This window comes from Agrococcus sp. SGAir0287 (genome assembly GCF_005484985.1).
In the GTDB taxonomy this organism is placed as follows: Bacteria; Actinomycetota; Actinomycetes; order Actinomycetales; family Microbacteriaceae; genus Agrococcus.
The window spans coordinates 2,168,738-2,180,488 of record NZ_CP027942.1 but is presented as its reverse complement, the minus strand read 5'-3'; the positions used below and the strand labels follow the sequence as shown (position 1 = coordinate 2,180,488).

The following is an 11,751-nucleotide window of genomic DNA, read 5'->3' as shown; positions in this document are numbered from 1 at the left end:
CGCCGAGCGGCCTACCCTCCCAGGAGCCATCATGGACACCGCACGATCGACGACGACGCCCGCCTTCACGGCGGAGACCTGGCCGATCGCGACGTGCCTGCACGGCATCCCGACGGTGGGTCCCGATGGCGTCGCCCTGCACGACGCCACCGCCGAGACGTGGGACGACATGCTCGCGGAGGTGCAGGACGTCGGGTTCGACCGGATCGAGCTGGCCGACAGCCACATCCGCCCCGCGGACCTGGAGCCGGCGCGGCGGGACGAGCTGCTGGCGATGGCGCGTGAGCGGGGGATCGCGATCTCGAGCGTGCATCTGCAGCGGCAGAGCGTGATCATGCCCGGCCACGAGGAGCGCAACCTCGCCTACGCGCATCGCACGATCGACGCGGCGGCCGAGTGGGGCATGGAGGTGTTCTCGACCGGCCTGCATCAGCCGTTCTCCGAGTCGCAGCGGCAGGCGCTGTGGTTCTGGACGGCCCAGGGGCCGAAGGATCCCGACGACCCCGAGGTGTGGGATGCGGCGGTGACGCGCCTGCGCGAGCTCGGCGCCCACGCGGCCGAGGTGGGGCTGCGGATGTCGCTGGAGATGTACGAGGACACCTACCTCGGCACCGCCGACTCCGCCGTGCGGCTCGTGGAGGAGATCGGCCTGGCCAACGTCGGCCTCAACCCCGACATCGCCAACCTCATCCGCCTCCACCGGCCCATCGAGGACTGGCGGGAGATGCACGCGAAGACCCTGCCGTACGCGAACTACTGGCACGTGAAGAACTACACCCGCGACGAGGCCGCCGACGGCTCCTGGGCCACGAGCGTCCCCTCGTCGATGGAGGCGGGCCTCATCAACTACCGCCAGGTCGTGCGCGACGCCATCGCGCTCGGCTTCGACGGCATCTTCCTCATGGAGCACTACGGCGGCGACAGCCTCGGCAACTGCGCCACCAACCAGCGCTACCTCCGATCGCTCCTCCCGAAGGGACACGCATGACCACCACCCGCGACATCGCCGTCGTCGGCTCCGGCTACATGGGCGGCGGCATCGCCCAGGTGCTCGCGCTCGCGGGCCACCGCGTCGCGATCGCCGACGTCTCCGCCGAGGTCGCCGCGTCGAACCTCGAGCGGCTCGTCGGCGAGGCCGAGCAGTTCGTGACCGACGGGCTGTTCCCCGCCGACGCCGTCGAGCGCATCCGCGCCGGCATCACGGCGGCCGACTCGATCGAGGAGGCCGTCGCGGACGCCGCCTTCGTCGAGGAGGCCGTGCCCGAGCGCATCGAGATCAAGCACGAGACGCTGCGCCGCATCTCGGCCGCCGCTCGGCCCGACGCCGTCATCGGCTCGAACACGTCGACGATCCTCATCGGCTCGCTCGCCCAGGCCGTCGAGCGCCCCGAGCGCTTCCTCGGCGTCCACTTCTCGAACCCCGCGCCGTTCATCCCCGGCGTCGAGCTCATCTCGCACGCCACGACCGACGAGTCCGCGGTGTCGCTCGCCGAGGAGGTCGTCGCCTCCACGGGCAAGGTGACGGCGCGCGTCGGCGACGCGACGGGCTTCGTCCTCAATCGCCTGCAGTACGCGCTCTTCCACGAGGCGACGCAGCTCGTCGACGAGGGCGTCGCGACGCCCGAGGACATCGACACGATCGTGCGCACGACGTTCGGCTTCCGCCTGCCGTTCTTCGGGCCCTTCGCGATCGCCGACATGGCCGGGCTCGACGTCTACGCCTTCTGCTACGCATCGCTGCAGACGCGCTGGCCCGAGCGCTTCGCGACCCCCGCATCCCTCGCAGAGCACGTCGAGGCGGGCCGCTTCGGCACCAAGACGGGGTCCGGCTACCTCGACGTGCCCGCCGAGCGCACGCCCGAGCTCGTCGCGTACCGCAACCGCGCCTACGTGGCGATGCAGCGCCTCCTCGACGAGCTCGGTCCCGCGCCGATCGCCGCCGAGCCGACGGGGGAGCGCGCATGACCGTCTTCCCCGCCGAGCGCACCGTCATCCTCACCGGCGCGGCGTCGCCGCGCGGCATCGGCCGAGCGACCGCCCACTTCCTCGCCGAGCGCGGCTGGCACGTCGGCATCCTCGACCTCGACGCGGAGGCGTCGCGGGCGGTGGCCGCCGAGGTCGCCGAGCAGCACGGCGTGCGCGCGGCGGGCGCGGGGGCGAACGTCGCGGACGCCGCGCAGGTGCGCGCGGCGATCGACGAGCTCGAGGCGGCGCTGCCGCAGCTCGTCGCACTCGTGAACCTCGCGGGCGTCTCGAGCCCCGTGCCCTACCTCGAGGTCACCGACGAGGAGTGGCATCGCGTCATGTCGATCAACATGGACGGCGTCCACCACGCGACGCGTCGTGCCGTGGAGTCGATGGTGCAGCACGGCGTGGGCCGCGTCGTGAGCCTGTCGTCGGTCTCGGCGCAGCGCGGCGGCGGCACCTTCTCCAAGACGGTCTACTCGGCCGCGAAGGCGGGCGTCATCGGCTTCTCGCGATCCGTCGCGCGCGAGCTCGGGCACCACGGCATCACCGTCAACGTCGTCTCGCCGGGCCCCATCGACACCGACATCATGGGCGGCACCCTCACCGAGGAGCGCAAGGCCGCCATGGCCGGCGACGGCGTGCTGCCGCGCATCGGCACGCCTCGCGACATCGCGGCTGCCATCCACTACCTGATCTCCGAGGACGCCGGATTCGTGACGGGGCAGACCCTGAACGTCGACGGTGGCCTCTACATGCACTAGGAGGCACTGATGTCCAAGTGGTCGAGGTCCCGCATCGCCTTCCTGCTGCTCGGCATCGGCTGCCTCGTGCTGGGCGGCTGGTTCCTCTCGACCTCCCTCTGACCCACCCTCGACAGGGCGGCCGCGGCCGCTGGCACGCAAAGGAGCGCACCATGTCCGATCTCTCGAAGGCGATCGACCAGTCGGCCGACTCGCCGGCGCTGTCGTCCGCCATCAAGAAGGCGGCACGGCACCTCATGCCGATGCTGATCATCCTGTACTTCGTCGCCTTCCTCGACCGCACGAACGTCGGCTTCGCCGAGGAGGCGCTCGAGATGGATCGCGGCATCTCCGCCGCGGCCTTCGCGTTCGGCGCCGGCGTGTTCTTCATCGGCTACGCGATCTTCGAGATCCCGTCGAACCTGCTGCTGAAGCGCTTCGGCGCCCGGTTCTGGCTCGCGCGCATCGCGATCACGTGGGGCATCGTCGCGTCGGCGTTCGCCTTCACGACGAACGACACGATGTTCATCGTGCTGCGCTTCCTGCTCGGCGTGACCGAGGCGGGGCTCTTCCCGGGCGTGATCATGTTCCTCGCGGAGTGGTTCCCGAACAAGGTGCGCGTGCAGATGTTCGCGCTGTTCTACCTCGCGCAGCCCTTCTCGCAGATGCTCGGGGCGCCGCTGTCCGGCGGCCTCATCTCCTTCGGCGACCAGGTCACGCCATTCCACGGATGGCAGGTGATGTTCTTCGTCGAGGGCATGATGGCGGTCGTCGCCGGCATCGCGGCGATCTTCCTCCTCACCGACTCGCCGCAGAAGGCGAAGTGGCTCGACGACGACGAGAAGGCGGCGCTCACGCGCGTCATGGAGCAGGAGGACGAGGTGCGCAGCGCCGACGGCCCATCGGGCGTCTGGAAGGCGATGGCGAACTGGAAGGTCTGGTACTTCACGATCATCTACTTCTGCCTGCAGATCGCCGTCTACGGCACGACGTTCTACCTGCCGCAGCAGGTGGCGGGGCTCCTCGGGCAGTCGGTCGGCTGGCAGGTCGGCCTCGTCTCGGCGATCCCGTGGCTCGTGGGCCTCTTCGCCTGCTACCTCTTCGGCCGTCGCGCGAACACGGTGCGCCGTCGGCGTGGCTACGGCACCGTCTTCTTCCTGCTCACGGGCGTCTTCATCCTCGGATCCGCGCTCGCCGGCGCCGCCGGCCAGCCCATCCTCGGCATCCTGTGCATCACGATCGCCGTGGCGAGCTTCCTCTCGGTCGGTCCGATCACGTGGTCGTTCCCGACCGCGTTCCTCACCGGGGCGGCCGCCGCCGCGGGCATCGGCCTCATCAACTCGCTCGGCAACCTCGGCGGCTTCGTCGCGCCGATCATGCGCACCGCGGTGAACGAGGCGGTGCCGACCGACTCCGGCGCGTGGGGCGTCGTCTCGCTCGGCGTGTTCGCCTTCCTCGCTGCGGCGATGTTCTGGGCGACGCGGTTCTTCCGGGCGAAGGCGGATGCGCTGCTCGAGGAGCCCGCACCGCAGCACTGATCCGAGCTCCGGCGCGGCATCCGCGCCGGATCCCCAGCCCTCGGCGCCGAGCGGGTCCCAGCGACACCCCGCTCGGCGTCGAGCCATGTCCGCGCATCCGGACGAGCGGCGCAGACGTCCGCGACGGCGCGGGCGATAGCCTGGGGGCAGCTGGCCCCTGCCACCACTGCCGAAGGAGCCACACGATGGCCGAGACCGTCTTCCAGCATCCCGATCGCAACCTCGCCATGGAGCTCGTGCGCGCGACGGAGGCCGCCGCCATCCGCGCCGTGCCCTTCATCGGACGAGGCGACAAGAACGCCGCCGACAAGGCCGCCGTGGACGCCATGCGCACCTTCCTCGGCACCGTCGCGTTCGACGGCGTCGTCGTGATCGGCGAGGGGGAGAAGGACGAGGCGCCGATGCTCTTCAACGGCGAGCACGTCGGCAATGGTCGCGGCCCCTCGTGCGACATCGCCGTCGACCCCATCGACGGCACGTCGCTCACGGCCGCAGGTCGGCAGAACGCGCTGAGCGTCATCGCCGTCGCCGACCGGGGCACGATGTACGACCCCGTGGACGCCTTCTACATGGACAAGCTCGTCTGCGGACCCGAGGGCAAGGGCGTCGTCTCCCTCGCGCAGTCGATGGGCGACAACATCCGCGAGCTCGCGAGGGCCAAGGGCAAGGACGTCGCCGACATGGTCGTGGCCGTGCTCGACCGCCCGCGCCATGCGGCGCTCATCGACGAGATCCGCGCGGCGGGCGCCGGCACGCGCCTCATGCTCGACGGCGACGTCGCCGGCGGCATCAACGCCGCACGCTGGGAGTCGCGCATCGACATGTGCGTCGGCACGGGCGGCACGCCCGAGGGCGTCATCACGGCGTGCGCCGTCAAGGCGCTCGACGGCGTGGTCGAAGGGCGCCTCAACCCGCAGTCGGCCGACGAGCACGCGAAGGTGCTCGCCGCCGGCCACGACCTCGACCGCATCCTCACCGTCGACGAGCTCGTCACGAGCGACAACACGTACTTCGTCGCGACGGGCGTCACCGACGGCGGCCTGCTCGACGGCGTGCGTCGCAAGGGACCGCTCATCCGCACGGAGTCGCTCGTGCTGCGCTCCAAGACGGGCACCGCCCGCCGCGTGATCGCCGAGCACCTCGCATCGAAGTGGCTCGAGCGCGACGCCGAGCGCGCGTCCTGACGCGACGCAGCGCGCGGACGGATGCCGTCGAGCCTGGGGCTCGGCGGCATCCGTCGGCTGCCGCCCGAGCGACGATCCCTGCGAATGGTCTTGACGTGGGGTACACGGTCCCACACACTTGAAGTGTCCTCACCTTGCGGCAGAGCGGAGCCTTCGATGTCCACCACCACCGAGGCTCACGCCTCGACCGACCGCGGTGCTCGACGCCGCAAGATCCGCGCCATCCTGGCCGGAGGCCTCGTCCTCGGCGTCGGGGCCGCCATCACGCTCGCCGCCTGGAGCGACAGCGAGTTCGCCACCGGCACGTTCACGGCCGGCACCTTCAACCTCGAGGGCTCGACCGACGGCACGGCGTTCACCGACCACGCCACGTCGCCGGGTGCGGCCCTGACCTTCACGGCTCCGGCTTCGAACCTCTCGCCCGGCCAGTCGGTCGCGACGCCGTTCTGGGTGCGGCTCGCAGCCAACACGACGACCGGGGCGACCCTCGACCTCACGGAGGTGACCTCGACGGGCGCGAACGCGGCGAACCTCACGTTCCACGCGTACGCGATCGGCGCGGCCGCATCGTGCACGACCGCCACGACGGGCACCGACCTCGCCACGGGCGGGCCGCTCACGACCGGCACCGTCGCCGGTGCGACGACGTCGCTCCCGAACGGCACGCCGACCACGAATCCCGGCACCGCGACGCAGGTCTGCCTCGTCGTGACCGCGGGGTCCGGACTCGTGCAGGGCGGCGCCGTGACGTCGACCTGGCACTTCGTCGCCACCTCGAGCTGATCCCCGGATGGGGAGGCACGCGGCACGGCGACGCAGCCGCGGCAGCGCATGGCTGCTGCGGCTGCGTGCCGTGCTCGCGGGCGGACTCGTGCTCGGCGTCGGCGCCACCGCGACCCTCGCGGCATGGAACGACTCGGAGCACGCGTCCGGCACCGTGACCGCGGGCAGCTTCGGCATCGTGGGATCGACGAACGGCACCACCTTCACCGAGAACCCCTCCGCGCCGGGCGCGACGCTCGCATGGACGTACTCGCCGGCGCTCGGCCTGCTCGCTCCGGGGTCGACGGCGACGACGCGCACGAGCGTGCGCCTCGCAACCGGGTCCGTCGCCGGCACGGTGACGCTGCAGCAGCCCACCTTCGCCGCGATCGACACGCCCGCCGACACCGTCATGCAGTCCGAGCTGCGCTACTCGGTCCGCGTCGTGACCGGCACGACCGCCACGGCCGTGCCCGACTGCAGCGCGGTCTTCTCGGGCTCGACGGGCACGCTCATCGTGAGCTCGTCGCCGCTCACGAGCGCCATCACGCCCGGCTCGCAGACGCTCGTGCAGGGCGCCACGCCGACGGTGCTGCACTACTGCGTGCAGGTGCAGCTGCCCACGACGGCGACGAACGGATCGCAGAACGCGAGCTTCGACATCCGCTTCCAGCTGCTCGGCTCGACGTGATGCACGCGGTGCTCGCATCGCTCGTCGCCGCGGCGCTCGCGCTCGGCCCCTTCATGCCGCACGCCGCGACGACCGTCGAGGTCGTCCAGGGGCAGGTGCTGCGCCTCGAGTCGGTGCAGGACGTCGACGCGATGCGCTCGATGGTCGTCGGCGTGCCGGTCGCGTGGGACGTGGGCGTCAGCGCCTCCGAGCCCGACGGCACGATCGCGATCGCCCTGCAGGTCGCAGCCACCGACGGCGCCTTCCGCGGTGACGTGCGCGCCTGCCCCGTCGCGTGGTCGGCGGATGGATGCGCGGCCCAGGAGATGCTCTTCTCCGGTCCGCTGCAGGACGGCACGCTCGCCCTCGGGACGCAGGCCGCCTCGCAGACGCGCTGGTACCGGGTCCAGGTCGAGCTCGTCGCCGAATCGCCGGGCGCCCGCTCGGACCTCGTGGTCGTCGCGAGCGGCTCGGGCGAGACCGTCGCGAGCGACGGCGCCACGCTGCCGCGCACCGGCAGCGCGCCGCACGGCTGGCTCGTCGCGGCGGCGCTGCTCGCCTGCGCGGCGGGCGCCGCGGCGATCGCTCGGCCGTCGAGGCGGCGATCGCCATGACGCGCCGCCTGCTCGCCCGCCTCGCCGTCGTCGCGGTCGCCGCCGTCGCGCTCGTCGGGATGCTCGCGTCGACGAGCACGACCGAGGCAGCCTGGAGCGACGCCGAGTGGGTCACCGCGCCGGCGACGTCCGGCTTCGTGCAGCGCCCCAACCCCGCGGCGGCGTGCTCGATCGGGCTGGCAGGGCTCGACGTGACCTTCCACTGGGCGCACGGCACGGGTGGCGTGCCCCGCACCGGCTACGTGCTCACTGCCTACCGCCCAGACGGCTCGGTCGCCGGGACGCAGACGGTCGGGGCCACCGTCACGACGACGTCGACGACCGGACTGCTCACGAGCCTCCTGAACTCGACGACCTACCGTGTCGAGATCCAGGCGTACGCACCCTCGACGAGCTCGTGGCGTTCGACGCCGCTCGTCGGCACCATCACGACGACGGCCCTGGGACTCATCACGTCGTGCTCGGGCTTCTCGGTGCCGGCATGACCGCCGTCGCACCGCCGCAGCATGCCGAGGGGGCTCGGCACGGCCGCGCCGCCGAGCCGACCCGAACGTCCCCGCCGGTCCGTCGGCGGGTAGCCGCGCTCGCGGGACGTCTCGCGCTCGACGCCCTCGCGCTCGCGGGGCTCGCCTGCATCCTGCTCGTGGTCGCATCCTTCGTCTTCAAGGTGTCGATCATGCTCTTCGCCACCGGATCGATGTCGCCGACGATCCCCGCGGGCTCGATCGCGGTGGTGCGCGAGATCCCCGCGACCTACATCGCGGTCGGCGACGTCGTCACGGTCGACCGCGACCCGGAGCTGCCCATCACGCACCGCGTGGTCGCGATCGACGCGATCGACGGGGATGCGGTCACGTTCACGATGCAGGGCGACGCGAACGCCGACGCCGATCCCTACCCGTACACCGAGACGACCGTGCGGATCGTCGTCTGGTCGGCGCCAGGACTCGCGAGCGCGATCGTCGCGCTCAGGGATCCGCTCGTGCTCGGCGGCATCACCCTCGGTGCGACGGCGCTCGTCACGTGGGCCTTCTGGCCCCGGACGCGACGCGTCGAGCCCGAGGCCGCCCACGCCGCCGACTGAGGGATCGCGCCGGCGCCGCGGCCGCGAGCCGGTCGACCGCCGCGCGGGCGCATCGACCTTGACACCGCGTCGAGCGCTCCGGCATCCTCGTCTTGCAACCTGAACCGCATGTCAGGTTCCTCCTGCTCGACGACGAGAGGCGGCCGATGCCCAGCGCGCCAGAGCCGGCTCCCGCGGTGAGCGAGCCACGGACCGCACGCGGTGCTGAGACGAAGCGGCGGATCGTCGCCGCCGCCGAGGAGGTCTTCAGCGAGCAGGGCTACCAGCAGGCGTCGGTCCTGCGCATCACCGAGCGCGCCGGCGTCGGCCAGGGCACCTTCTACCTCTACTTCGCCTCCAAGCTCGACCTGTTCGAGGCGCTCGTCGACGACCTGAACCGACGCGTGCGGCAGGCGATGAGCGAGGGCGCGGCGCGCGGCTCCACGCGCGCGGAGGCGGAGGCGGCGGGGTTCCGCGCCTTCTTCGCCTTCGCGGCGGAGCACCCCGCGGTCTTCCGCGTCATGCGCGAGGCCGAGCAGGTGGCCCCCGCTGCGATGCGCCGGCACTACGAACGCATCGCGGCGAGCTACGCCGAGGGCCTCGAGGCCGCGAGGGTCGCCGGCGAGATCGGCGACGTCGATCCCGAGGTCGCCGCATGGGCACTCATGGGCATCGGCGAGATGGTGGGCATGCGTTGGGTGCTGTGGCCGCACCAGGACGGCGAGACCGCGCCGCAGGTGCCGAAGGCCGTGCTCGATCAGATGATGCGCCTCATACACGGGGCGCTCGACGCGAAGGAGGACGCATGAACGAGCTCGAGGGTCGCAGGGCGCTCGTCACCGGCGGCGCGAGCGGCATCGGCGCCGCGATCGCGCACGCCTTCGCCGACGCGGGCGCGCACGTCATCGTCGCCGACCTCGACGCCGACGCCGCGGCGCGCACCGCCGAGGACGTCGGCGGCGAGCCCTGGCACGTCGACCTGTCGGACGTCGCCGCGCTCGAGACGCTGCGCCTCGACGCCGACATCCTCGTCAACAACGCCGGCATCCAGCGCGTCAGCCCCATCGTCGACTTCGACCCGGCGGACTTCCGGCGCATCCTGCAGCTCATGCTCGAGGCGCCGTTCCTGCTGATCCGCGCCGCGATGCCCGGGATGGTCGAGCGGGGCTTCGGCCGCGTCATCAACCTCTCGAGCGTGCACGGCATCCGCGCGTCCGCCTTCAAGTCGGCGTACGTGGCGGCGAAGCACGGGCTCGAGGGCCTGTCGAAGGTGACGGCGCTCGAGGGCGCGCCGCACGGCGTCACGAGCAACTGCATCGATCCCGGCTACGTGCGCACGGCGCTCGTCGAGCGGCAGATCGCCGACCAGGCCCGCACGCACGGCATCCCGGAGTCGGAGGTCGTCGAGCGCATCATGCTCACCGAGATGGCCGTGAAGCGCCTCGTCGAGCCGGAGGAGGTCGCCTCGCTCACGCGGTGGCTCGCCGGACCGCACGCGGGCATGGTCACGGGAGCGTCGTACACGATGGACGGCGGATGGAGCGCACGATGACGGATGCGGCGGCGTCGGCCGCGGCATCCGAGCGCCCGCTCGCCGTGCCCGTCGCGGGCGGCGAGCTCGTCGGCACCGACTGGCGAGCGGACGCATCCGGACCCGTGGTCGTCGGGCTGCACGGCATCACGGCGAACCACCGCTCGTTCCACGGCCTCGCCGATCGCCTGCCCTTCCGGCTCGTCGCGTTCGACCTGCGCGGCCGGGGTCGCTCCCGCGGGCTCCCTGGGCCGTACGGCCTCGACGCGCTCGCCACCGACGTCGCCGCGGCGCTCGACGCGCTCGGCATCGCCTCGGCGATCGTCGTCGGCCACTCGATGGGCGGCTTCGTCGCCGCGCGGCTCGCCGCCTCCAGACCCGACCTCGTCGCCTCGCTCGTGCTCGTGGACGGCGGGCTGCCGCTCGCGCCGGTCGAGGATCCCGCGGCGCTGCTCGGGCCCGCGGTCGAACGCCTGTCGATGACGTTCGACTCCCGCGACGCGTACCGCGCGTTCTGGCAGGGCCACCCCGCGTTCGCCGAGTGGACGCCGCTCGCCGAGGAGTACGTCGACCACGACCTCGCCGAGATCGACGGCGCGCTGCGCCCCTCCGCGAGACCCGACGCGGTGCGCGAGGCCATGCTGGAGCTCGCCGACGCCGACGCGGCGCTGGCCGCGCTCGACGCCGTCGCCGCACCCATCCGCCTGCTCACGGGCCCGCTCGGCCTGCTCGCGGAGCCGCCTGGCCTGTACGGCGGACGCATGGAGCGGCTGCTCGCGCGCCTGCCCGCCGTGCGCGCACGCGAGGTCGCGGGCACGAACCACTACACGATCCTGCTCGGCGCCGGCCTCGATGCCGTCGCCGAGACCATCGAGGAGGTCGCCCACGAGGCGGCCGGAGGAGGGATGCGATGAGCATCGACAAGACGGTCGCGTCGGCGGCGGAGGCGGTCGCCGACATCGGCGACGGGGCCACGCTCGCCGTCGGAGGCTTCGGGCTGTGCGGCAACCCGATGGCGCTCATCCAGGCGCTCGTCGAGCGCGGCGTCACGGGGCTGCAGGTCGCGTCGAACAACTGCGGCGTCGACGACTGGGGGCTCGGACTGCTGCTGCGCGCCGGCCAGATCGACAAGATGACCTCGTCGTACGTCGGCGAGAACAAGGAGTTCGAGCGGCGCTACCTCTCGGGCGAGCTCGAGCTCGAGCTCACGCCGCAGGGCACGCTCGCCGAGCGCCTCCGCGCGGGCGGCTCAGGCATCGCCGCCTTCTTCACGCAGACGGGCGTCGGCACGCAGGTGGCCGAGGGCGGCCTCCCTCGGCGCTACCACCCCGACGGCTCCGTCGCCGTCGCGTCGGAGCCGAAGCAGGTGCAGCAGTTCGAGGTCGACGGCGAGCTGCGCGACTTCGTGCTCGAGGAGGCCATCCGCACCGACTTCGCGCTCGTGCACGCCATGGTCGGCGACCGGCACGGCAACCTCGTCTTCAACAAGTCGGCGCGCAACTTCTCGCCGCTCGCCGCCATGGCGGGCCGCGTGTGCATCGCGCAGGTCGAGCGCCTCGTCGAGCCCGGCGAGCTCGACCCCGACGCCATCCACCTCCCCGGCGTCTTCGTGCACCGCGTGATCGAGGTGGGCACCGACATCGAGAAGCGCGTCGAGCGACGCACCGTGCAGGAGGCATGA

The 11,751-nt window shown here is 72.3% G+C and carries 14 protein-coding genes; all 14 read left to right on the top strand.

The features are described 5' to 3' along the window. Positions 1-31 precede the first annotated feature (31 nt). The 14 genes from C1N71_RS10385 to C1N71_RS10320 all read left to right on the top strand — a co-directional run bounded on the left by C1N71_RS10385 (position 32) and on the right by C1N71_RS10320 (position 11,751). Positions 32-988: a sugar phosphate isomerase/epimerase family protein gene (locus C1N71_RS10385; protein ID WP_137756330.1), complete on the top strand. Its 957-nt coding sequence runs from the start codon at positions 32-34 to the stop codon at positions 986-988. Next, the gene (locus C1N71_RS10380) at positions 985-1,965 is read left to right on the top strand and encodes a 3-hydroxyacyl-CoA dehydrogenase family protein (RefSeq protein ID WP_137756329.1); all 981 of its coding nucleotides are present in this window, start codon (positions 985-987) and stop codon (positions 1,963-1,965) included. Before C1N71_RS10385 ends, C1N71_RS10380 begins: the two co-directional genes overlap by 4 nt. Then, the gene (locus C1N71_RS10375; protein ID WP_137756328.1) at positions 1,962-2,729 is read left to right on the top strand and encodes an SDR family NAD(P)-dependent oxidoreductase; all 768 of its coding nucleotides are present in this window, start codon (positions 1,962-1,964) and stop codon (positions 2,727-2,729) included. Before C1N71_RS10380 ends, C1N71_RS10375 begins: the two co-directional genes overlap by 4 nt. Before the next feature lie 152 nt (positions 2,730-2,881). Further along, complete coding sequence (locus C1N71_RS10370; protein ID WP_137756327.1) at positions 2,882-4,246, top strand: MFS transporter; 1,365 nt, start codon at positions 2,882-2,884, stop codon at positions 4,244-4,246. Positions 4,247-4,431: 185 nt separating this feature from the next. Further along, on the top strand, positions 4,432-5,430 hold the full coding sequence (gene glpX, locus C1N71_RS10365) for a class II fructose-bisphosphatase (protein WP_254677978.1): 999 nt from the start codon (positions 4,432-4,434) through the stop codon (positions 5,428-5,430). A 156-nt stretch (positions 5,431-5,586) separates the two neighbouring features. After that, positions 5,587-6,213 carry a SipW-dependent-type signal peptide-containing protein gene (locus tag C1N71_RS10360; RefSeq protein ID WP_137756326.1) on the top strand — a complete coding sequence of 209 codons (627 nt, stop codon included), beginning with the start codon at positions 5,587-5,589 and terminating at the stop codon, positions 6,211-6,213. A 7-nt stretch (positions 6,214-6,220) separates the two neighbouring features. After that, positions 6,221-6,883 (top strand): SipW-dependent-type signal peptide-containing protein, encoded by a 663-nt coding sequence (locus tag C1N71_RS15005; RefSeq protein ID WP_175414186.1) that lies wholly within the window; start codon positions 6,221-6,223, stop codon positions 6,881-6,883. Further along, a complete protein-coding gene (locus C1N71_RS10350) occupies positions 6,883-7,476 on the top strand; it encodes a hypothetical protein (protein ID WP_137756325.1) in 594 nt (197 codons plus the stop codon). Before C1N71_RS15005 ends, C1N71_RS10350 begins: the two co-directional genes overlap by 1 nt. Then, on the top strand, positions 7,473-7,961 hold the full coding sequence (locus C1N71_RS10345; protein WP_137756324.1) for a hypothetical protein: 489 nt from the start codon (positions 7,473-7,475) through the stop codon (positions 7,959-7,961). The genes C1N71_RS10350 and C1N71_RS10345 overlap by 4 nt, the downstream gene beginning before the upstream one ends. Next, positions 7,958-8,560: a signal peptidase I gene (locus tag C1N71_RS10340; protein WP_137756323.1), complete on the top strand. Its 603-nt coding sequence runs from the start codon at positions 7,958-7,960 to the stop codon at positions 8,558-8,560. The genes C1N71_RS10345 and C1N71_RS10340 overlap by 4 nt, the downstream gene beginning before the upstream one ends. A gap of 176 nt (positions 8,561-8,736) precedes the next feature. Then, complete coding sequence (locus C1N71_RS10335; RefSeq protein WP_137756322.1) at positions 8,737-9,348, top strand: TetR/AcrR family transcriptional regulator; 612 nt, start codon at positions 8,737-8,739, stop codon at positions 9,346-9,348. Further along, positions 9,345-10,091 (top strand): 3-hydroxybutyrate dehydrogenase, encoded by a 747-nt coding sequence (locus tag C1N71_RS10330; protein ID WP_137756321.1) that lies wholly within the window; start codon positions 9,345-9,347, stop codon positions 10,089-10,091. The genes C1N71_RS10335 and C1N71_RS10330 overlap by 4 nt, the downstream gene beginning before the upstream one ends. Next, entirely contained in the window at positions 10,076-10,984 is a 909-nt protein-coding gene (locus tag C1N71_RS10325; protein WP_137756320.1) for an alpha/beta fold hydrolase, read from the top strand. Before C1N71_RS10330 ends, C1N71_RS10325 begins: the two co-directional genes overlap by 16 nt. After that, on the top strand, positions 10,981-11,751 hold the full coding sequence (locus C1N71_RS10320) for a CoA transferase subunit A (RefSeq protein ID WP_137756319.1): 771 nt from the start codon (positions 10,981-10,983) through the stop codon (positions 11,749-11,751). The genes C1N71_RS10325 and C1N71_RS10320 overlap by 4 nt, the downstream gene beginning before the upstream one ends.

Excerpts from the sequence above, each read along its gene's own strand:
- C1N71_RS10385 (WP_137756330.1), top strand. The coding sequence starts at position 32 with ATGGACACCGCACGATCGACGACGACGCCCGCCTTCACGGCGGAGACC.
- C1N71_RS10380 (WP_137756329.1), top strand. The coding sequence starts at position 985 with ATGACCACCACCCGCGACATCGCCGTCGTCGGCTCCGGCTACATGGGC.
- C1N71_RS10375 (WP_137756328.1), top strand. The coding sequence starts at position 1,962 with ATGACCGTCTTCCCCGCCGAGCGCACCGTCATCCTCACCGGCGCGGCG.
- C1N71_RS10370 (WP_137756327.1), top strand. The coding sequence starts at position 2,882 with ATGTCCGATCTCTCGAAGGCGATCGACCAGTCGGCCGACTCGCCGGCG.
- glpX (WP_254677978.1), top strand. The coding sequence starts at position 4,432 with ATGGCCGAGACCGTCTTCCAGCATCCCGATCGCAACCTCGCCATGGAG.
- C1N71_RS10360 (WP_137756326.1), top strand. The coding sequence starts at position 5,587 with ATGTCCACCACCACCGAGGCTCACGCCTCGACCGACCGCGGTGCTCGA.
- C1N71_RS15005 (WP_175414186.1), top strand. The coding sequence starts at position 6,221 with ATGGGGAGGCACGCGGCACGGCGACGCAGCCGCGGCAGCGCATGGCTG.
- C1N71_RS10350 (WP_137756325.1), top strand. The coding sequence starts at position 6,883 with ATGCACGCGGTGCTCGCATCGCTCGTCGCCGCGGCGCTCGCGCTCGGC.
- C1N71_RS10345 (WP_137756324.1), top strand. The coding sequence starts at position 7,473 with ATGACGCGCCGCCTGCTCGCCCGCCTCGCCGTCGTCGCGGTCGCCGCC.
- C1N71_RS10340 (WP_137756323.1), top strand. The coding sequence starts at position 7,958 with ATGACCGCCGTCGCACCGCCGCAGCATGCCGAGGGGGCTCGGCACGGC.
- C1N71_RS10330 (WP_137756321.1), top strand. The coding sequence starts at position 9,345 with ATGAACGAGCTCGAGGGTCGCAGGGCGCTCGTCACCGGCGGCGCGAGC.
- C1N71_RS10325 (WP_137756320.1), top strand. The coding sequence starts at position 10,076 with ATGGAGCGCACGATGACGGATGCGGCGGCGTCGGCCGCGGCATCCGAG.
- C1N71_RS10320 (WP_137756319.1), top strand. The coding sequence starts at position 10,981 with ATGAGCATCGACAAGACGGTCGCGTCGGCGGCGGAGGCGGTCGCCGAC.